The organism is Allorhizobium ampelinum S4 (assembly GCF_000016285.1).
GTDB classification, from domain to species: Bacteria; Pseudomonadota; Alphaproteobacteria; order Rhizobiales; family Rhizobiaceae; genus Allorhizobium; species Allorhizobium ampelinum.
On sequence record NC_011982.1, the window covers coordinates 19,752 to 39,447 of the forward strand.

General features: G+C 57.3%; 13 protein-coding genes and 8 pseudogenes. 10 read left to right on the forward strand and 11 right to left on the reverse strand.

Annotated features, from left to right (window positions below; translation table 11 throughout):
• Positions 1 to 224 precede the first annotated feature (224 nt).
• From AVI_RS24555 to AVI_RS29950, 3 genes and pseudogenes are all read left to right on the forward strand, one after another.
• A complete protein-coding gene (locus AVI_RS24555; protein WP_012648926.1) occupies positions 225 to 1,202 on the forward strand; it encodes a TIGR03885 family FMN-dependent LLM class oxidoreductase in 978 nt (325 codons plus the stop codon).
• A 59-nt stretch (positions 1,203 to 1,261) separates the two neighbouring features.
• The gene (locus AVI_RS24560) at positions 1,262 to 2,923 is read left to right on the forward strand and encodes an alpha-amylase family protein (protein WP_012648927.1); all 1,662 of its coding nucleotides are present in this window, start codon (positions 1,262 to 1,264) and stop codon (positions 2,921 to 2,923) included.
• Between the two features lie 222 nt (positions 2,924 to 3,145).
• A pseudogene (locus AVI_RS29950) lies at positions 3,146 to 3,379 on the forward strand (IS66 family transposase); the annotation flags it as partial.
• A gap of 27 nt (positions 3,380 to 3,406) precedes the next feature.
• Here the strand turns inward: AVI_RS29950 and AVI_RS24565 are convergent.
• A pseudogene (locus AVI_RS24565) lies at positions 3,407 to 4,240 on the reverse strand (recombinase family protein); the annotation flags it as partial.
• A gap of 50 nt (positions 4,241 to 4,290) precedes the next feature.
• On the opposite strand from AVI_RS24565, the gene AVI_RS24570 reads away from it, so the two are divergent.
• Together AVI_RS24570 and AVI_RS24575 are read left to right on the forward strand one after the other, a co-directional pair.
• Positions 4,291 to 5,007 carry an IS6 family transposase gene (locus AVI_RS24570; RefSeq protein WP_012648935.1) on the forward strand — a complete coding sequence of 239 codons (717 nt, stop codon included), beginning with the start codon at positions 4,291 to 4,293 and terminating at the stop codon, positions 5,005 to 5,007.
• A 196-nt stretch (positions 5,008 to 5,203) separates the two neighbouring features.
• Complete coding sequence (locus tag AVI_RS24575; RefSeq protein ID WP_012648929.1) at positions 5,204 to 6,988, forward strand: methyl-accepting chemotaxis protein; 1,785 nt, start codon at positions 5,204 to 5,206, stop codon at positions 6,986 to 6,988.
• A 353-nt stretch (positions 6,989 to 7,341) separates the two neighbouring features.
• On the opposite strand, the gene AVI_RS24580 is transcribed toward AVI_RS24575, so the two are convergent.
• On the reverse strand, positions 7,342 to 7,620 hold the full coding sequence (locus AVI_RS24580; protein WP_012648930.1) for an HU family DNA-binding protein: 279 nt from the start codon (positions 7,618 to 7,620) through the stop codon (positions 7,342 to 7,344).
• 756 nt (positions 7,621 to 8,376) lie between these two features.
• Here AVI_RS24580 and AVI_RS24585 point away from each other — a divergent pair.
• Entirely contained in the window at positions 8,377 to 8,697 is a 321-nt protein-coding gene (locus AVI_RS24585) for an ArsR/SmtB family transcription factor (protein WP_012648931.1), read from the forward strand.
• A gap of 63 nt (positions 8,698 to 8,760) precedes the next feature.
• Here the strand turns inward: AVI_RS24585 and AVI_RS24590 are convergent.
• Positions 8,761 to 9,483, reverse strand: a pseudogene (locus AVI_RS24590) (IS6 family transposase).
• Between the two features lie 105 nt (positions 9,484 to 9,588).
• Between AVI_RS24590 and AVI_RS24595 the strand changes: the two are divergent.
• Positions 9,589 to 10,389 (forward strand): SbcC/MukB-like Walker B domain-containing protein, encoded by an 801-nt coding sequence (locus AVI_RS24595; protein WP_012648932.1) that lies wholly within the window; start codon positions 9,589 to 9,591, stop codon positions 10,387 to 10,389.
• Positions 10,390 to 10,490: 101 nt separating this feature from the next.
• On the opposite strand, the pseudogene AVI_RS24600 reads toward AVI_RS24595, so the two are convergent.
• Positions 10,491 to 10,957 (reverse strand): annotated as a pseudogene (locus AVI_RS24600) (DUF1612 domain-containing protein); the annotation flags it as partial.
• Positions 10,958 to 10,974: 17 nt separating this feature from the next.
• A pseudogene (locus AVI_RS24605) lies at positions 10,975 to 11,613 on the reverse strand (Tn3 family transposase); the annotation flags it as partial.
• Positions 11,614 to 11,678: 65 nt separating this feature from the next.
• Here AVI_RS24605 and AVI_RS29955 point away from each other — a divergent pair.
• Positions 11,679 to 12,379: pseudogene (locus AVI_RS29955) on the forward strand (IS6 family transposase).
• On the opposite strand, the gene AVI_RS31270 reads toward AVI_RS29955, so the two are convergent.
• Entirely contained in the window at positions 12,287 to 12,481 is a 195-nt protein-coding gene (locus AVI_RS31270) for a hypothetical protein (protein ID WP_162292250.1), read from the reverse strand. The pseudogene AVI_RS29955 and the gene AVI_RS31270 overlap by 93 nt on opposite strands.
• A gap of 755 nt (positions 12,482 to 13,236) precedes the next feature.
• Positions 13,237 to 13,584, reverse strand: a pseudogene (locus tag AVI_RS29965) (helix-turn-helix domain-containing protein); the annotation flags it as partial.
• A gap of 7 nt (positions 13,585 to 13,591) precedes the next feature.
• Here AVI_RS29965 and AVI_RS24625 point away from each other — a divergent pair.
• The gene (locus tag AVI_RS24625) at positions 13,592 to 14,308 is read left to right on the forward strand and encodes an IS6 family transposase (RefSeq protein WP_012648935.1); all 717 of its coding nucleotides are present in this window, start codon (positions 13,592 to 13,594) and stop codon (positions 14,306 to 14,308) included.
• An 83-nt stretch (positions 14,309 to 14,391) separates the two neighbouring features.
• On the opposite strand, the gene AVI_RS31905 is transcribed toward AVI_RS24625, so the two are convergent.
• The 4 genes from AVI_RS31905 to traC form a co-directional block, all read right to left on the reverse strand.
• Positions 14,392 to 15,012 (reverse strand): BA14K family protein, encoded by a 621-nt coding sequence (locus AVI_RS31905; RefSeq protein ID WP_041699461.1) that lies wholly within the window; start codon positions 15,010 to 15,012, stop codon positions 14,392 to 14,394.
• Between the two features lie 81 nt (positions 15,013 to 15,093).
• Complete coding sequence (locus AVI_RS24635) at positions 15,094 to 15,642, reverse strand: hypothetical protein (RefSeq protein ID WP_012648936.1); 549 nt, start codon at positions 15,640 to 15,642, stop codon at positions 15,094 to 15,096.
• Positions 15,629 to 15,844: a type IV conjugative transfer system coupling protein TraD gene (gene traD, locus AVI_RS24640; protein WP_012648937.1), complete on the reverse strand. Its 216-nt coding sequence runs from the start codon at positions 15,842 to 15,844 to the stop codon at positions 15,629 to 15,631. Before traD ends, AVI_RS24635 begins: the two co-directional genes overlap by 14 nt.
• 4 nt (positions 15,845 to 15,848) lie before the next feature.
• Entirely contained in the window at positions 15,849 to 16,145 is a 297-nt protein-coding gene (gene traC, locus AVI_RS24645; RefSeq protein ID WP_012648938.1) for a conjugal transfer protein TraC, read from the reverse strand.
• Between the two features lie 255 nt (positions 16,146 to 16,400).
• Here traC and traA point away from each other — a divergent pair.
• A pseudogene (gene traA, locus AVI_RS24650) lies at positions 16,401 to 19,694 on the forward strand (Ti-type conjugative transfer relaxase TraA).
• Positions 19,695 to 19,696: the final 2 nt, after the last annotated feature.

Genomic DNA, 19,696 nt, shown 5'->3' on the forward strand with positions numbered 1-19,696 from the left:
CAGCCTCAACGCAGGCTGGTATAAGCCCGCGGCCCACGGTGGGATCGCGGTTGGGCAGCAAAAAAACATCTCGCTCAGCAGGCCCAAGGCCACACTCACCCCGTTGACAGGGAACCATCGAACTACGCAGCGCGTTCTCGTTTTTGGTGGATGCCTCGCGGGTGCTCGTAACCCCCATGGAATCGGCCAAACCCACGTCGAGCGAGAATGACAGGAAGCTGCGCATGATCATCGGATACCATGCATCTCATGAGCAGTTTGCGCCCAGCGATCTATTATCATATGTGCAAGCTGCGCAGGATGCTGGTTTTCAAGCCATCATGACTTCTGATCACATCGCCCCATGGTTGAGCCGTCAGGGTAATTCCGGGAACAACTGGGCGTGGCTTGGTGCAGCCATGGCCAAAACGTCGCTCCCGTTCGGCAGTCTAGCGATCCCAGGCGGCTTGCGCTATCACCCGACGGTCCTTGCACATCTTGTCGGAACGATCAGCGAAATGTTTCCCGGCCGATTGCGCTGGATCGCGATGGGGAGCGGGGAGGCTCTCAACGAACATGTCGTCGGCGGCAAATGGCCTGCAAAGGCAGAACGCAATGCGCGCTTACTCGCAGGCACCGAGATTATCCGCGCCCTTCTGCGCGGCGAAGAGGTGGACCGGCATGATCGCTGGTTTACGGTCGACAAGGCGCGGCTCTGGTCACTGCCAGCTACGCCACCAGCCCTGTTTGCCGCGGCATTGTCCAACGAGACAGCACAATGGGCGGGCGAATGGTCCGACGGACTGGTTACGGTCAACAAACCGAAGCAGAAGCTTGATGAGATGAGGGACGTTTACCGCCATGGTGGCGGGCAGGGCAAGCCGCTTGCATTGCAGGTACAAGTTTCCTGGGCGCAAACCGAGGCCCAGGCGAGAGCAGCAGCTTTTGAAGAATGGCGGAACGCAACTTTGCCGCCCGCTGCCTTGGCGGATCTTCCGATGCCCAAGGATTTCGAGAGGGCAACGCGGCACGTCAAGCCCGAGGACATCGATGAGGTCATTCCGCTTGTCACGGGTCCGGATAGGCTATTCGAGCTGATCTTCGTGGCAAAAGACTGCGGATTTGAGGAGATGTTCATCCATAACGTCTCTCGTGACCAGATAGGTTTTATCAATTTCATGAAACGTCAGGTCCTCCCCGCACTGCGCGTATCCGAAACCTGACATGCACGAATTATCGTCGCGCTGAGCGCCTGGGCTTTATTACCGGAAAGGAAAGCAGCTTGATCAACGACCTCTGGTACAAGAACGCTGTCGTCTACTGCCTGTCCGTCGAGACCTTCATGGATGCCAACGGCGATGGAGTGGGCGATTTTCAGGGGCTGCAACGGCGGTTGGATTATCTGGCCGGTCTGGGCGTCAATGCCATCTGGCTGATGCCGTTTCAGGCCTCTCCGGGTCTCGATGATGGCTACGATGTCTCCGACTATTACAACATCGATCCCAGATACGGCACCCTCGGCGACTTCGTCGAATTCACCCATAGCGCAAAGCAACGCGGTATACGGGTGCTGATCGACCTCGTCGTCAATCATACGTCCGATCAGCATCCCTGGTTCAAACAGGCCTGCGCCGACAAGAATTCCCGATACAGGGACTGGTACGTATGGTCTGAGAAGAAGCCGGAAAATGCCGACGAGGGCATGGTCTTTCCTGGTGTACAAAAGACCACATGGACACGGGACGAAAAGTCCGGCGAATACTATTTTCACCGTTTCTTCAAATTCCAGCCGGATCTCAACACCAGCAATCCACATGTCCAGGCGGAAATCCTCAAGATCATGGGTTTCTGGATACAGCTCGGCGTATCGGGTTTTCGCATGGACGCCGTTCCCTTCGTGATCGCCGAAAAGGGTGCAGATGTGAAGGAATCGAAGCCGCAGTTCGATCTGTTGCGCAGTTTCCGCGAGTTCCTGCAGTGGCGCAAGGGTGACAGCATCATCCTTGCGGAGGCCAATGTCGTGCCCAAGGAGAACCTGCAGTATTTCGGCGACGACGGCGATCGTATGCAGATGATGTTCAATTTCCACGTCAACCAGGCTCTGTTCTACGCGCTCGCTAGCGCCGATACCCGGCCCCTTGACAAGGCGATGAACGAAACCCGGGAGCGACCGCAAACGGGGCAATGGGGAATATTCCTGCGCAACCACGACGAACTCGATCTTGGCCGGCTGACGGAAAAACAGCGGCAAGCCGTGTTTTCCGCCTTCGGTCCAGACAAGGACATGCAGCTCTATGATCGGGGGATACGGCGTCGCCTAGCGCCGATGCTGGGCGGCGATACCAGGCGTCTCAGGCTTGCTTATAGCCTGATGTATTCGCTGCCGGGCACCCCGGTCCTGCGATATGGTGACGAGATCGGCATGGGAGACGACCTAGCATTGGAGGAGCGCAACTGCGCCCGCACGCCTATGCAATGGTCGACCGAGCCGCATGGCGGCTTCACCAAGGCGGAAAAACCCGTCTTGCCCGTCATCGAAGGAGGTCCCTATGGGTTCGAACATGTCAATGTCGCGGCACAGCGGCGGGACGCGGAATCGATGCTGAACTGGACCGAGCGGATGATCCGTATGCGAAAGGAAGCCCCTGAAATCGGATGGGGAAGTTTCAGCGTTCTGGACTGCGGCGATACCGGTGTCCTGGCGATGCGCTACGACTGGCGCCACAACGCCGTCGTCATCATCCACAATCTCCACGACAAGCCAGTCGATATCTCGTTCGATCCCGGCGTAGGTGAGAGTGGACGCGTCCTGATCGACATCGCCGACGGCAGCGACAGCAGCGCGGACGAGAAAGGCCGGCATAACATGGTGATCGAGCCATTCGGTTATCGCTGGTACCGCGCCGGCGGGCTCGATTACCTGCTCAAGAGAAGCGACATCTGATCCCGCACCGGAACCTCGGCTTTGCTCCACCCGTTGCCCGATAGGCGAAGCGGCGTCTCTTGCCGTCCGTCATTCCGCCAGCCGACTCAAATCAGCGAGATCCGCAATGCCTGTAGTTGCTCCCGACAATCCGGTTCCCGATATCAAGTGGTGGCACACCGCGACCGTGTACCAGGTCTACAAGAAGCTCTACGGTAACAGATCATCGAGGCCGCCTGCATCATCCGCGGCATGCCGGCCGACGAGCGACGCAAACTGCGCAAGGATCACGCCAAGCCCATTCTATCGGACCTGAAGGGCTGGATTGAGGCTACGCTTTCGACGTTGCCGCAGAAGTAGAAGCTGGCCGAGGCAATGCGATATGCCCTCTCTCGATGGGCAGCCTTGAGCGTCTACATCGACGATGGCCGGGTCGAAATCGACAACAGCGTCGAGCGGACCATCAGTCCCCTTGGCGGACCTGAGTCATTGTGCAATCCTTCTCTAAGTATCGGTAAACATTGGAATCGTCTCCGCATCAGCAATGCGACACGGGCGACCCTTTCGCACTATCGCGGCTCGGACGTTCGCAGAATTGAGGTCACTGGCCCGGATTTGATACGGTGCGCCGGGAACCACCTGCTCGGCAGACAACACCCTCTTGATCAAGTGTCGTATCCGGTGGTTGGTCACGCCCAAAGCCGCCGCAGCCTCGGTCATGGTCAGCCAGTCGCCGTCTTTGTCGGCTGATTTGTATGCGTGGATGGCGCGTACGCGCCTCACCGAAGCGACACGGTGCGCGGTCCAGGTTTTTCCTTGCCCGGTCGGCATGCCCATTCGATTGAGCGACGCGGCGATATGTTCATCGGACCAGCGTCCAGCCATGCTCCGCATCACCGCCAAGGCGTCTTCCGTTGTGGCGCACCCATGTTCACCGCTCTGAGGCTTGCGAACTCTCAGCTCCGAGTGCTGACCGCCCTTCCAATGGATCGTGAGCACCACGTCGCGCACCGCATCATCAACATCGACCACAATGTCGGCGATCAGTGTACGTAGCAGTTGCTGGCGCACGCGCATGGTGACATCGGGCGTCGACGAGGCCGCTTGCAGATTGTCAGCGAGGTTTACGAAATTGCCTGGGTCAACTTCTATGGTTGAGGGGCAATCTGCAGGTTTGCGCACTTCCAGATCACGAACGCGGCGGAGCGCCGTTTCCCAATTCTTCTCTAGCTGTGCAGCAATCAAGCGATTGTCTGGATCGCATGCCGCATAACGCCGCTCGGCAAGGCTTGCCTCGTAGCGGTCCTGCCGCAGTTCTAGGTCGTGAATGTGGCGCTGTGGCACTGTAAAGTTAACCTGGCATCGATCAACATTTGGGATCTTGTGGCATGACCAGATTTGCCCGTGATCCTCTTTATCGTCGCCATCGATTTCCAGCCGAGGTGATTGCCCATGCCGTTTGGCTCTATTTCCGGTTTCCGCTGAGCCTGCGGATGGTCGAGGATATGCTGGCTGCCCGTGGCCTCATCGTCTCTCACCAAACCGTGAGGCTCTGGGCGGAGAAGTTCGGCCGGCATTTCGCCAATGACATTCGGAGGCGCTCAGCCGGCAGGCTCGGTGACAAATGGCACTTCGACGAGGTTGTCATCACGATCGCCGGCAAGAAACATTGGCTCTGGCGCGCCGTCGATCAGGACGGTTTTGTTCTCGACGTGCTGGTGCAAAGCCGCCGCGATGCCAAGGCGGCAAAGCGTTTGATGCGAAAGCTTCTGAAAGGGCAATGCCGTGCGCCGCGTGTGATAATCACCGACAAGCTTCGATCCTACGGTGCGGCGAAGCGTGATATCATGCCCGGTATCGAACATCGCTCGCACAAGGGCCTGAACAATCGGGCCGAGAATTCTCATCAGCCTGTCCGACGGCGTGAAAGGATTATGAGGCGCTTCAAGTCAGCGAGGCACCTTCAACGGTTCGTTTCCATCCACGATCCGATTGCCAACCTCTTTCACGTTCCCCGCCACGACATTCCATCCACCCATCATCGCGAATTGCGAGAAACAGCCATGCAAACATGGTACCAAATCGCTGGCATTCAAGCCGCCTAAACCAAAACCTCAACCCCAAATCATGACTGCGAAGCGCTAAGTTTACATTGCCATTTGTACTCCAGAGCACATCAGCAACCTTAGATAAATTTGGCAAAATACAATTCAGCAAAAAATGGGCATTAAATTACCTGTTGTTAATGTGTCTATAGCTAACTTAAGCGCATCACTAATTCGGCCATTCATGAGGCATTGAATGCGACTTCTATCGATTTTTGGTAACGATCTCGCTTATATCATGAAGGCATTCGATCGCTCTCAGGCGATCATTTCCTTTACGCCGGATGGCAAGATCCTCGATGCCAACGAGAATTTCTGCAAGGCTATCGGCTATACCCGCGAAGAGATCGTTGGCAAGAATCATCGCATGTTCATTGACCCAAAAGAGGCTCAGTTGCCCGAATACAAGGCCTTCTGGAAACGACTAGCTGACGGTGAGTACGACCAGCGTCAGTACAAGCGCATTGGCAAAGGTGGAAAGGAAATCTGGATCGAGGCGTCCTATAACCCCGTCATTCGCGGTGGCAAGGTGGTCAAGGTGGTCAAAATTGCAACTGAGATAACCGCTTCAAAACACGAAAGCCTGGAGAGTAAAGGTAAGCTTGATGCGCTTTCGCGCGCCCAGGCGATTATCGAGTTCATGCCCGACGGAAAAATCCTGACAGCCAATAAGAATTTCCTCGAGACACTCGGTTACACGCTTGAGGAGATTGTTGGCAAGCATCATGGAATATTCTGCGAACCCGATTTCGTGGCATCGCGCGAATATTCGGAATTCTGGACGAGGCTTGCCAAAGGCGAATACTATAGCGATGAGTTCAAGCGCATCCGCAAAGATGGTAGCCCAGTCTATATACAGGCAACCTATAACCCGATCTTGGACGAGGACGGCAACGTCTTCAAGGTTGTGAAATTTGCGACCGATGTATCCGGGCGCGTCTTGGCGCTGCAAAAGATTGGATCGGGGCTCGAGCGCCTCTCAGACTGCAATATACGTGTTACTATCGACGAACCCTTCGTCGAAGAATTCGAACATCTACGCCACGACTTCAACGAGTCGCTCGCCAAATTCCAGGAGACGCTGGAAGAGGTTTTGTCACAGACCACCATGCTCTCTTCAAAAAGTGGAGACATGAGCGAGAGCGCAAACGGCATTGCCCAACGCTCGGAGCAGCAGGCAGCAGCACTGGAAGAAACCTCGGCTGCACTGGAAGAAATTACTGTGACTGTTCGTGAGTCCGTTGGGAGAACAGCCGAGGCAAGAGACCTGGTTCGAGACGCTCGGTCCGCCGCCTCAAAATCGGTTCAAATCGTCAATTCTACCGTGAATGCGATGGGGCGAATCGAGGCTGCGTCGAGGGAAATCACAAACATTATTGACGTGATCGACCAGATCTCATTTCAAACAAATCTTCTCGCCCTGAACGCCGGTGTTGAAGCAGCGCGCGCTGGTGACGCCGGCAAGGGCTTTGCGGTTGTAGCACAAGAGGTACGAGAGCTTGCTCAGCGGTCAACCAAAGCCGCCAAAGAAATCGCCGTTCTTATCGGCAATTCTTCAAATGCGGTGAAGGACGGTGTGCGCCTGGTAGGCGAAACGGGCGATGCCCTTAAGAGCATCGAAGGCTATGTGCAGTCGATAGATGCAAACATCGATGGTATCGCGTTGGCATCGTCAGAGCAGTCGACCAGTCTCAATGAGATCAACTCAGCTGTGAACTCCCTTGACCAGATGACTCAACAAAATGCTGGCATGGTGAGCAGCATGGGCACCATTGCCGAAGCTGTGGCATCCGGCGCTGCGGGGCTTGAAGCGCTTGTTAAACGCTTCAAGCTCAACCGTCGCGAGTGGATCCGCGAACCGGGTTCAGAGGCAGCAAAGCTTGGTCCGGAAAGCAGGGGGTATGGTAAGAATACGATTTACCAACCCGAGCGTGCTCATCAACAGACGAAAGGCTCTTCTAAGGTGAAGCTTGCCTCGTGAGTTGTTCTGGAGAAATTTCTCTATTTCAATGCGACAGGGTGTGAAACAGCACAGAAGGGTGACCCGTTCGAAAAGATGGGAAGCGCCTGACTTTGTCTGCAAAATCGCACCGAGAGTGGGGCATCCTCGGCGCGGTTTCACAGAGATGACGATTTCAATCGAACAGCATATCGAGGAACTGCGACTGGAAGCACGCGAACCGGCAACCAGGTGCGAACGCCCCCAAATCGGGGCTGAACTCGGTCTGGCGCTGGCCGAGCTTGCAGTTATCACGACCGAGCAGGGCGCAACGTCAGCGCGGAGCCTCCTTTCTAGGAGGCTTACATCGTACCGCCGCCGGCAGCCTTTTCGCCTCATGCGTTCAGCGCATCCTTGACGGCCTTGCCGGGTGTAAAGGTCAGCTTCTTCGATGCGGCGATCTTGATCGTTGCGCCCGTGGCCGGATTGCGGCCTTGGCGTTCCGGAGTGTCCTTGATTTTGAATTTGCCGAACGACGGAATCGACGTTTCCGCGCAGGCAAGAGCAGCATCAGTGATATGTTTAAAGACGCTTTCGACAATGGTCTTGGCCTGCGCCCTTGTTAGGCTCTGCTCGGATGCGATCTTGTCAGCAATTTCGTTTGTGGTGGTCATGGAAAGACATTTTCCTTGGGTACGGTGTCTTCCCAGTATCACAATGAAGATGCGGCGGGGAAAGGGGCGTGAGGCACCTCGCGTCTGCAGATCGTCCGAAAATCACAGGAAATTTAGATTCGCGGACTTTTGCGGTATTGCACCGCTTTTTATCGACAACCTGCGGCAGGTCCAGGACGCTGTACGGCCGAATACAACGAGGGCCGTCAATCACCCCGTGGTAGCAGGGCGTTCCAGCGTGATCCACAACCCCTTCGGTGTCGGGCACATGTTGGGGGAAGAAGTCGAAAAATCGTGCTGGAATGGGCAAGAAGTTTTCACGACACTCTTGAGCGGAACATGAGAGTACGGTCGGCAGCGATTGCCATACCTGATACAGTTCCAACAGAGAACGTCACATCGATTGTCTCTGGTACCGTCATGGATGACACGCTGCCGCACGTTGCTGTAGGCTTTAACCCTTTGGAAGCATATTGCCGTGCAGTCCTTTCGCTTGTTAACGAAAGCGGCAATGAACTTGCAGCCCAATATTTGAGGTCAGCACTGAACGTACTTTCGACCCAGCCTGAACGCGAGTGATACCACTGCCAAATCTGCTGTGACACGTCCATGATGCATGCGGACATTTTAACTTTCTGAATTAGCGATCCATGATAGAATGTATGCACTGACAACAAGGTCCTGATTTGTCAATATTTTGGCGCTTTCTTGCTGGTTTTGGCATATGCCTGGACCCAAGCCACCACGAGGTACACGATGAACAATATCTCCCTAGCAGAGCAGCCGGACTTCGTGGAAACGAGCGCAGCGCTCCTGCAAGCGATGGCGAACCCTGCCCGCATTAACATTCTGATTATTCTGGCTGAAAGAGAGGTTTCCGTCGGCCCGCTCAGTGAACTTGTTGGCTTGAGCCAATCGGCGTTGTCACAGCATCTCGCCAAATTGCGACAGGCTGGTCTTGTGTCGACCCGCCGGGAGGCACATACCGTCTATTATATTTGTAAGTCCAGCGCGGTTCTGCGGATTTTGGCAATACTCTCAGAATTCTATACTAAGCGTACTTTTTTCGATACCTGAAACCTCGTCTCGGCAATGTAAACTTAGCGCTTCGCAGTCATGATTTGGGGTTGAGGTTCTGGTTTAGGCGGCTTGAATGCCAGCGATTTGGTACCATGTTTGCATGGCTGTTTCTCGCAATTCGCGATGATGGGTGGATGGAATGTCGTGGCGGGGAACGTGAAAGAGGTTGGCAATCGGATCGTGGATGGAAACGAACCGTTGAAGGTGCCTCGCTGACTTGAAGCGCCTCATAATCCTTTCACGCCGTCGGACAGGCTGATGAGAATTCTCGGCCCGATTGTTCAGGCCCTTGTGCGAGCGATGTTCGATACCGGGCATGATATCACGCTTCGCCGCACCGTAGGATCGAAGCTTGTCGGTGATTATCACACGCGGCGCACGACATTGCCCTTTCAGAAGCTTTCGCATCAAACGCTTTGCCGCCTTGGCATCGCGGCGGCTTTGCACCAGCACGTCGAGAACAAAACCGTCCTGATCGACGGCGCGCTAGAGCCAATGTTTCTTGCCGGCGATCGTGATGACAACCTCATCGAAGTGCCATTTGTCACCGAGCCTGCCGGCTGAGCGCCTCCGAATGTCATTGGCGAAATGCCGGCCGAACTTCTCCGCCCAGAGCCTCACGGTTTGGTGAGAGACGATGAGGCCACGGGCAGCCAGCATATCCTCGACCATCCGCAGGCTCAGCGGAAACCGGAAATAGAGCCAAACGGCATGGGCAATCACCTCGGCTGTAAATCGATGGAGACGATAAAGAGGATCACGGGCAAATCTGTCATGCCACAAGATCCCAAATGTTGATCGATGCCAGGTTAACTTTACAGTGCCCTTGAGACTGCAGAAGCGACGCTTGCGGACGCACTCGTCCTTTCCGATTTGGTCCAAGATGATTTGGACCGAATATTTGCTCTCGAAGAGACAACGATTGTCGCCCTGCGTCAACGTCTTCGCAAGCTTGACGACGATGTCATTTCAGCGCGCGCCGCGCTAGATTCGCGCCGCAAGGATCATGCCGAAGCGGAAGCGGCAGGCCTGCCGGAAGATCCGCCAGAGCCATTGACAAGCGCACTGTCCGCACTGGAAGCAGCCATACGAACGCGGGCCGAACGCATCGGCGGAATCGACAGCGAACTCCAACGCGATATTGCCGCGCGGGCCGCCCTTGCCGGGCTGGAAGAGGAAATCAAGCAGACACAATCAGAGCTGGACGTGTGGGAAGCCGTGGACCACGGGGCAGGTTCTCGCAGCGGCGACAAATTCGCCAGGGTTGCGCATACCATAACGCTGGACGTGTTGGTTGATCACGCCAACCATCATCTAGTAGACCTTAATCCACGTTACCGCTTGCGCCGCGCGGCTGACCTCGCACTACAGGTCGAAGATCGCGTTATGGGTGATGAAGCCTGTGCGACACGCAGTCTCTCGGGCGGCGAGCGTTTTCTGGTGTCGCTCGCCCTTGCGCTCGCGCTCTCGCGAATGGGCGGCAAGGGTGGCCTTGCATCGACATTGTTCATCGACGAGGGGTTTGGATCACTCGATGCAGGCAGCCTGGACTTTGGCGATAGATGCGCTGGAAAACCTTCAGTCACAAGGTCGTCAGGTCGGTGTCATCAGCCATGTCGAGGCGATGAAGGAACGTATCCTCACGCGTATAGCCGTGAACAAACAAGGAAGCGGGAAAAGCGCCATTGAAGTCTACCAGGCTTAAAGCTTGACCGACCGCCCTCCGCGTTGACGCAAACATTTCGCATTAAGTAGATGCTCAATCTCAATAGGACTGCGAGCCATTTCGCTTATAAAATCCCCCACGCCCGAAACCTCCCCCTCCCGATCATCTCCCGCAAGCCCAGTTCCAAAACAATCCGCCGCGCCGCCTGCGGCGTGACGTCCAGTGTCTTCGCCACCATCCCGGCCGACACCAATGGTTTTGCCATCACCAGCTCGACCAGCTCCGGCAGCTTTGACGACGTCCGGCGTCCGTCCAGCTTTCGGTCCATCATTTTCTTCGCCAGCGTCAGCCGGTCATGCTCTTTCAAAACAATTTCGCCGGCTGCGATCAGGCCGTGGGTGATGGCAAGCAACCGGGTTTCTCGATCACGATGCCGGCCTGCCGTAAGATCGAGGCGCAAAGCAGTCGGCCGAGCCAGGGGACATGTTGCAGGACCAAAATCTCGTTCCAGGCGTCGAGGGCGATGATCGCCTGCAGCACTGGCGGCAAGTTCTCCGTCTGGCGCAACACGCCACGCCATTCATCGAGCCGGGTATACGGTAGATGGATCAGACCGAGAACGGCAGTGGTCGGCAGCCCGAATCGTCGAGCGCCGGCTTGTCTTCCCATATGTAATCACCGGTGAGATTTACGTGCTCCCAGGTTAGCGGTGACAGGCTCGACAGCAGATGATCGGGCACATGCTGCCCGGCGCGATACAAGGCCTCGATGACACGGCCGGTATAGATTGTGTTCCAGTGAATAATGGCTGTGACGACCAGATTGAGAGCGGATGCCCGGATCGAAAGATTTTCCTGGCTGCGATCTCGGAAGCGACCGAAGCGATGGAGATTGACCGCACGCACGAGGCTGTTGCGGCTTTCCCCTTTGTTCAGCTCTGCCGTTGTCGTCTTTCTCAGATCCTCGTCATTGATCCAGTCCAGGGTGAATAGGGTTCGTTCGATCCGGCCCATCTGGCGTAGTGCCTGAGAGAAACCGCTTTGGCTGGTTTTCGCCGACAGCCTTTTAAGCATGAGCGAGGCGCTGACGGTGCGCGTGCGCAGCGAAGTAATCAGGCGCAGAATATCGTCCCAATGCGCTCGGATCAGGTCGGCATCGATGCGATCGCCCATGACATTTTGGAGAATTCCATATTGCTTGCCAGGTCCGAAGCCATAGAGGCATCGTCCGTCGAGATCAGGAATGCGCTGGGTGTTGTCACATTAACCGGCCCGCTATTGCCTACGTTTCGGGTTGGTCGTAGATTTCGACGATGCAAACATCCGCTATCAGTTTTAAACGTCAACGTTTTCCGCCACAAATCGTTGCTCACGCAGTTTGGCTTTATCTACGGTTCAATCTGAGCCTGCGTGAAGTTGAGGAAATGTTTCTTGAGCGTGGTGTCGACGTTTCTTATGAGACGGTTCGCGTTGGATCGCCAAGTTCGGACCCCAGATCGCTCGCAACTTGCGGCGACGACAGCCACGGCCGGGCGATGTTTGGCATCTGGACGAAGTCGTTGTGAAATGCGCCGGAGAGACGTTCTGGCTTTGGCGTGCGGTCGATCAGCATGGCACTGTTCTTGAAGAAATCTTGCAGAGGCGGCGTGACAAAAGAGCGGCCAAGCGCCTGCTCGTGGCGTTAATGAAGCGCTATGGCTTTGTTCCCAAACGGATCATCACCGATAAGCTCCGCTCTTACAGCGCAGCAAAGGCGGACGTCACACCCGGCGTCGACCATTGGTCGCACAAGGACCTCAACAATCGGGCCGAAAATAGCCACCTGCCATTTCGAAAACGGGAACGAACCATGCAGGGCCACCGATCCCCGGGAGCATTGCAACGGTTCGTTTCCATGCACTCCGCTACTCGCAACTGCTTCTCAGTTCCATCCTGCCGCCGAGCCGCACAAACAATTCGCTACCATCGCCTCGAAGCCTTCGATGCCTGGAATAGCGCGGCTTGCACCGCCTGAAAATTCCAGTGCAAGAGGCTTTGCCGGCATGACAAAGTTAATGTAACAACACCAAAATTTTTCCTCCATCGTCACAATCGCCGCAGGCTTCATCTTGATCAAATCCGTCCACACTGCCTAGTGATGCCCGCACTTTTAATTATCTTCGATCACCTTCAGTCAGTTCTTCGGCGGCGGCGGCGGCGGTGTAGGCGGGCAAGGTGGCGCCGGCGGTATGCCGCATTCCGGCGGTGGCGGTGGCGGTGGATCTTTTTTTTCTGCCGGCTTGTCATGGGTAATAATAACCGTGTCGGCGAAAGCTGGCGACGTAGCGACTACCGCAGCAATCGCCGCGACCGTTATCCATAACTTTGGCTTGCTCATAGAACCTCCGGAGCAGATTAATGTGATTAATTAACGCTGGACATAGCAATAAGTTCCCTATCCTTTGGAAGAACCGGATCGCGCCGCACCCGAGGAAAGTCCTGACGCGAAGATGATGGAAGGCTACCACCCTTGCCATCTCGGCGTCCGCTTGCAGCATCGAAATACAGCCGAGATGCTCCGTCCGGTTCAGCAATTCGCGCACGAGGATGACCGACTCGGATTCGACCGATGCTTTTCGGGCATGAGTCCGAGACGGGCGAACAGGGCGTCAAAATGATTGCGAATGGGCGTGCCGCTTGAGCCACGACCCAGGGAAGATGCGAGTTCCTCGAGGCTAATTTGATGCTGCCGCGATAGCGGATGGTCCTTCCTGCAAGCAACACCAGTGTGCCGGTAAATAGCTGGCGCTGTTCCACGTCTTCGACGGGCTGGGGATTGCGTAACGCACTGATCAGAAAGTCTATTTCGCCGCGCCGCAATCCAGCCAGTAAGTTGACATAGAGACCGACGACGTCTCGCAGCTTGTCGATGAATTTCGGGTCGTTGGACAATTTGAACTGCCGCCACCGGTGAGGTGCCAGGCCATGCGCTTTCCAGATGCGCCCGACTGCGCTGGCGCTGATGCCAGCGGCCTTCGCCATCATGTCGGCCGTCCAGTGCGTCGTCTCGCCCGGCGGATCGGCAAGCGTCAGCGCCACCACACGCTCGGCGCCTTCTGTGGCGAAGCGCTCCTGCCAGCGCCACACGCAGTTCTTCGATTTTCCGGTCTGGCGCATGATCTCGACAGTTCCGACGCCATCTCCACTCAGCAGGATGATCTCGGCCCGCCAGATGTGCTTTTACGGCATGACCAGATTTGCCCGTGATCCTCTTTATCGTCGCCATCGATTTCCAGCCGAGGTGATTGCCCATGCCGTTTGGCTCTATTTCCGGTTTCCGCTGAGCCTGCGGATGGTCGAGGATATGCTGGCTGCCCGTGGCCTCATCGTCTCTCACCAAACCGTGAGGCTCTGGGCGGAGAAGTTCGGCCGGCATTTCGCCAATGACATTCGGAGGCGCTCAGCCGGCAGGCTCGGTGACAAATGGCACTTCGACGAGGTTGTCATCACGATCGCCGGCAAGAAACATTGGCTCTGGCGCGCCGTCGATCAGGACGGTTTTGTTCTCGACGTGCTGGTGCAAAGCCGCCGCGATGCCAAGGCGGCAAAGCGTTTGATGCGAAAGCTTCTGAAAGGGCAATGCCGTGCGCCGCGTGTGATAATCACCGACAAGCTTCGATCCTACGGTGCGGCGAAGCGTGATATCATGCCCGGTATCGAACATCGCTCGCACAAGGGCCTGAACAATCGGGCCGAGAATTCTCATCAGCCTGTCCGACGGCGTGAAAGGATTATGAGGCGCTTCAAGTCAGCGAGGCACCTTCAACGGTTCGTTTCCATCCACGATCCGATTGCCAACCTCTTTCACGTTCCCCGCCACGACATTCCATCCACCCATCATCGCGAATTGCGAGAAACAGCCATGCAAACATGGTACCAAATCGCTGGCATTCAAGCCGCCTAAACCAAAACCTCAACCCCAAATCATGACTGCGAAGCGCTAAGTTTACATTGCCCCTGAAACACTGAAGTTGTTCCCAGGCGGCCTTACATAGACGCGTGAAGACTGTTCGAGCGCGTTCCAGCGAACGGCGATGCGCACTGCCGCCGAGCGCCGCTAAAGGCCCTGTAGGAATTGTCGGCAGCCTGGTAAGAGCTGAAGTGGTCGGAGCACCAACGAACATGTGCCTCGCCCAGATCATTCGTCACTTGCGGGCGGGACGTCTCAGCGAGCGCTCCCCCGGTCAACGACTGAGGAGCCTCGCAGGCGTGCCGCGGCCCGCCACCGAACGGCTGATAGGTGTCGTCTTCAGCACGATAGGAGGTGTAACGATTCTGGCACCGGGCAACGCGTGCATGCTCTATGGCAGCCATTGCGGTCTGCCGGTCATCCGGCGTCGTTGATGGCCGTGCCTCGGCAACTTGGTCCGTTTTGCTCTGAGAAGCCCCTATCGTTTGAGTCGACGCGGCCAAGATCGCAGGCAGCCGCTCATAAGGCTGATTGGTACGGTCTATCTGTATAGGCGTATTCGACCAAAGCGGGGCATTGAGGTTCGCAAACTTATGACTGGCGGCGGTAGCATTGAACGCCGCGGCCACCTGAGCCGCTCCCATGACAAGAGGCACGCAGCAGGCGGACAAAACTAGGCTTGAGAGTATCGACTTCATCACAAAGGCTCCGCGGTTGCAGTGCACAAATGCGCGACAAGCATAAGAGTTCCAAGCGGACGAATTATGCAATAGCCATGGTTACCGTGGTGGGTTCAAGGATGAAGTGCGACTTGCCGTCGTGTTTCCCGCCACGCCCACCGTTCTCTTGCGAGCCATCACGAACGCACTTGAGGCCTTCGAACATTCGAAGTTAGGGTCCCAGACCACAGACTTCGTCGCCACGCGCAGTGCGAAGACGCCGGCGAGGAACGTTGTCGATGCGCCAAGCATCGTTGCGGGGTCCGCATATCCAAACACGGACTGTCCTGCTGGCACTTCACCGGTTATCCCGGAAAGGCGAACCCCTTCACGCAGCACCGCGATCGCGACTACCACTCCACTTCCGCTGACAACACCCCATCCTGCCGCTTTGACGCCCGCTGCGCCATTCGACGCGAACAGGAAAAGCGTGCCGATCGCAGCCGCGGTCGCATAGGGCAGCGCGAGGCCGATCCGCCCGAGCATCAGCTTTGCCTGCCCGGTCTTACTGAGAGCGGCCAGCCAGTGTTCGATCCCCGCCATGAACACCAAGACGACGATCATCATCGCGGCCGGGATGACGGCGAGGAACACTTTACTCGCCGTCATGAGCGAATGCCTCCGCGCCTATCGCCGTGAGGCGCGATTGCTCCCCATCGTTGCCCTTAAGGCGGCGACCGGCATCGATCAACAGGCCAAGCAGAAGAGCCCGCTTCTCGTAGCGCAGTCCTGCCTTGACGATCAGGCCACCGAGTTCGATTTTCTCGCGCGTGTCTTTCTTTCGCGCGTCATTCGTGATCGTGCGGGCCATCCGTTCAAGCCTCACGACCGCTGCTCGCAGCAGCGCCAGTCTCGATCGTCGTGACCGTCTCACCTGCTGTCCTGCCGTCACCAGCATTTCTCTTCCCAGTCGAAGCCGCCTTGCCTCCGCGAAACCGCCCGGTGATCTCTTCGAACGCAGCCTGTAGCTCGGTTTCCTCGATCTCGATCTCACCGAGGCCGGCCTTCAGCGCGATCCTGCCGACGCGCTCCGCCTCGCGTGTTTCGGCTTGTCTCAGCTGATCCTGCAATCTGGCGATTTCTTCCCTGATCTTCAACGATGGTTTCTTCATTCCGGTCGCATCTCCCTGGAAATCCTGCGGCGTTTATCTCGCTGCAAGATTTCCCCAAAAGCACGTCCGAAGGAATGTGCAGATCTGCACGTCGGCAAAGCCGACACTTTGGAGGATGATCCCGCCGTTCCGAAGGAGCGGTTCCAAGGGCGCAATTATACGTCGCTGGCCGACGAGTTGCTGGCGGCCCTGGCGGGGCCGTCGTGGGGTTGTCGCCCCCGACGAACGAGATTCGAACCGGGAGTGTTTTACGCCGTGGCCATCGCCCATTTCTCAGCCAGTATCGTCAGCCGTGGCGACGGCCGCAGTGCTGTGTTGTCTGCGGCCTACCGGCATTGCGCGAAAATGGAATATGAGCGCGAGGCCCGAACCATTGATTATACCCGCAAGCAAGGCCTCGTGCATGAGGAGTTCGTTCTACCCGCGGATGCCCCGAAATGGGTCCGCTCCCTTATCACCGATCGCTCTGTATCGGGAGCGGTCGAGGCCTTCTGGAACAAGGTCGAGGCCTTCGAGAAGCGCTCCGATGCGCAGCTTGCCCGCGACCTGACCATCGCACTTCCGCTGGAGCTGACGACTGACCAAAGCATCGCACTGGTACGCGACTTCGTGGAAAAGCACATCCTTGCCAAGGCAATGCTCGCCGATTGGGTCTACCACGACAATCCCGGCAATCCTCACATCCATCTGATGACCACATTGCGCCCGCTCACCGAAGATGGCTTTGGGGCAAAGAAGGTCGCGGTCATTGGTGAGGATGGCCAGCCGGTCCGCACCAAGTCCGGCAAGATCCTTTACGAACTCTGGGCCGGTTCCACCGACGACTTCAATGTCTTGCGCGATGGCTGGTTCGAACGCCAGAACCATCACTTGGCGCTCAGTGGTCTCGATCTTCGTGTCGATGGCCGCTCCTACGAGAAGCAGGGCATAGACCTGGAGCCGACCATCCATCTCGGCGTTGGCGCAAAAGCGATCGAGCGCAAGGCCGAAAGCCAAGGCGTGCGTCCGGGGCTCGAGCGGATTGCTGAATGCGCAGCGTCGAAGCGAGAACACCCGTCGAATTCTGCGACGCCCGGAGATCGTCCTCGACCTGATCACCCGGGTGAAAAGCGTTTTCGATGAGCGGGATATCGCCAAGGTGCTGCATCGCTATATCGACGATCCCGGCACGTTTCAGCATTTGATGGCGCGCATCATCCAGAGCCGGGATATTCTGCGCTTGCAGCGCGATACGATCGATTTCACCACCGGCGACAAGATGCCGGCCCGCTACACAACACGGGCGATGATCCGGCTGGAAGCAACGATGTCGCGCCAAGCGATCTGGCTGTCGAGCCGTGAACGGCATGCGGTATCGGAAGCAATGCTGGATGCGACGTTCCGACGTCATCAGCGGCTTTCGGAAGAGCAAAGGATGGCAATCGAACGGATCGCTGACCCCGCCCGGATCGCTGCCGTCGTCGGACGCGCTGGTGCTGGCAAGACCACGATGATGAAGGCGGCGCGAGAGGCTTGGGAGCTCGCCGGCTATCGCGTTGTCGGCGGCGCGCTTGCGGGCAAAGCGGCCGAAGGCTTGGAGAAGGAAGCCGGCATTCAAAGCCGGACGTTGGCGTCCTGGGAATTGCGCTGGGGCCGTGGCCGCGACATGCTCGATGACAGGACCATCTTCGTCATGGACGAGGCCGGCATGGTCGCCTCCAAACAGATGGCGGGCTTTGTCGATGTCGTTGTGAGGGCAGGGGCGAAAATCGTGCTGGTCGGCGATCCCGAGTAGCTTCAGCCGATCGAGGCGGGGGCTGCCTTCCGCGCCATTGTCGATCGGATAGGTTACGCTGAACTCGAGACAATCTATCGCCAGCGCGAGGACTGGATGCGCAAGGCATCGCTCGATCTGGCGCGCGGCAATGTCGAGAAGGCGTTGGCGCTCTACAATGCCAATGCGAGAATTGTTGGCGAACGTCTGAAGGCGGAAGCGGTTGAGCGCCTGATCGCCGACTGGAACCGTGATTACGATCAGACGAAGACGACATTGATCCTCGCCCATCTGCGCCGCGACGTGCGCATGCTGAACGTTATGGCCCGCGAAAAACTCGTTGAACGCGGACTTGTCGGTGAGGGCCATGTCTTCAAAACGGCTGACGGTGTCAGGCAGTTCGACTTGGGCGACCAGATCGTCTTCCTGAAGAATGAGACCTCGCTCGGCGTCAAGAACGGCATGATCGCTCAGGTCATTGAGGCCGCACCGAACAGGATCGTTGCTATCATCGGAGAAGGTGATCAGCACCGGCAGGTGATCGTCGAACAGCGGTTCTACAACAATCTCGATCACGGCTACGCCACGACGATTCACAAGTCCCAGGGTGCCACGGTCGATAGGGTCAAGGTGCTCGCTTCCCTGTCCCTTGATCGGCATCTAACCTATGTGGCGATGACCCGCCATCGCGAGGATCTGCAGCTCTATTACGGGACCAGATCCTTCTCCTTCAACGGCGGCCTGGCCAAGGTTCTTTCCCGAAAGAACGCCAAGGAGACGACGCTCGATTACGTGCGTGGGCAGTTCTATCGCGACGCGCTGCGCTTCGCCGAGGCTCGTGGCCTCTACGTCGTCCAGGTCGCACGCACGATGGTACGCGATCGGCTCGACTGGACGCTGCGCCAGAAGGCCAAACTTGTCGATCTCAGCCAGCGCCTTGCTGCCTTTGCCGCGCGCCTTGGCTTCACCCAATCCCCAACCACTCAAACGAAGAAGGAGGCCGCACCCATGGTCGCAGGCATCAAGATATTCTCCGGTTCTGTTGCGGATACGGTCGGTGACAGGCTCGGCACAGATCCCGCCCTGAAGCAGCAATGGGAGGAGGTGTCGGCGCGCTTCCGTTATGTCTTCGCCGATCCCGAAACCGCATTCCGGGCCATGAACTTCGATATGGTCCTGGCCGACAGGGAGATGGCCGGACAGGTCCTTCAAAAGCTTGAGACAGACCCCGCATCGATCGGCCCGCTGAAGGGCAAGACCGGAATCCTCGCTGGCAAGGCCGAGCGCGAGGCGCGCCGCGTCGCAGAGGTCAATGTTCCCGCCCTGAAACGCGATCTCGCGCAATATCTGCGGATGCGCGAGACCGCGACGCAACGCGTTGCGACTGAAGAACAAGCCCTGCGCCAGCGCGTCTCGATCGACATCCCGGCGCTCTCGCCGGCCGCACGCTTGAGCGCGTGCGCGACGCGATCGACCGCAACGATCTGCCAGCGGCCATGGCATATGCGCTCAGCAATCGCGAGACCAAGCTCGAAATCGACGGGTTCAGCCAGGCTGTTACCGAACGCTTCGGCGAGCGGACCCTGGTGAGCAACGTGGCGCGCGAGCCGTCCGGAAAGCTGTACGAAAAGCTTGCCGAGGGGATGAAGCCCGAACAGAAGGAGCAGCTGAAGCAAGCCTGGCCGGTCATGCGCACGTCCCAGCAGCTCGCCGCCCACGAGCGCACGAGCCAGACGCTGAAACAAGCTGAAAACCTGCGGCTGACGCAGCGCCAGTCGCCGGTGATGAAGCAGTGAAA

Bases quoted from the DNA above. Each gene is read 5' to 3' on its own strand.
- AVI_RS24555 (WP_012648926.1), top strand. From the start codon at position 225: ATGATCATCGGATACCATGCATCTCATGAGCAGTTTGCGCCCAGCGAT.
- AVI_RS24570 (WP_012648935.1), top strand. From the start codon at position 4,291: ATGACCAGATTTGCCCGTGATCCTCTTTATCGTCGCCATCGATTTCCA.
- AVI_RS24575 (WP_012648929.1), top strand. From the start codon at position 5,204: ATGCGACTTCTATCGATTTTTGGTAACGATCTCGCTTATATCATGAAG.
- AVI_RS24580 (WP_012648930.1), bottom strand. From the start codon at position 7,620: ATGACCACCACAAACGAAATTGCTGACAAGATCGCATCCGAGCAGAGC.
- AVI_RS24585 (WP_012648931.1), top strand. From the start codon at position 8,377: ATGAACAATATCTCCCTAGCAGAGCAGCCGGACTTCGTGGAAACGAGC.
- AVI_RS24625 (WP_012648935.1), top strand. From the start codon at position 13,592: ATGACCAGATTTGCCCGTGATCCTCTTTATCGTCGCCATCGATTTCCA.
- AVI_RS31905 (WP_041699461.1), bottom strand. From the start codon at position 15,012: ATGAAGTCGATACTCTCAAGCCTAGTTTTGTCCGCCTGCTGCGTGCCT.
- AVI_RS24635 (WP_012648936.1), bottom strand. From the start codon at position 15,642: ATGACGGCGAGTAAAGTGTTCCTCGCCGTCATCCCGGCCGCGATGATG.
- traD (WP_012648937.1), bottom strand. From the start codon at position 15,844: ATGGCCCGCACGATCACGAATGACGCGCGAAAGAAAGACACGCGCGAG.
- traC (WP_012648938.1), bottom strand. From the start codon at position 16,145: ATGAAGAAACCATCGTTGAAGATCAGGGAAGAAATCGCCAGATTGCAG.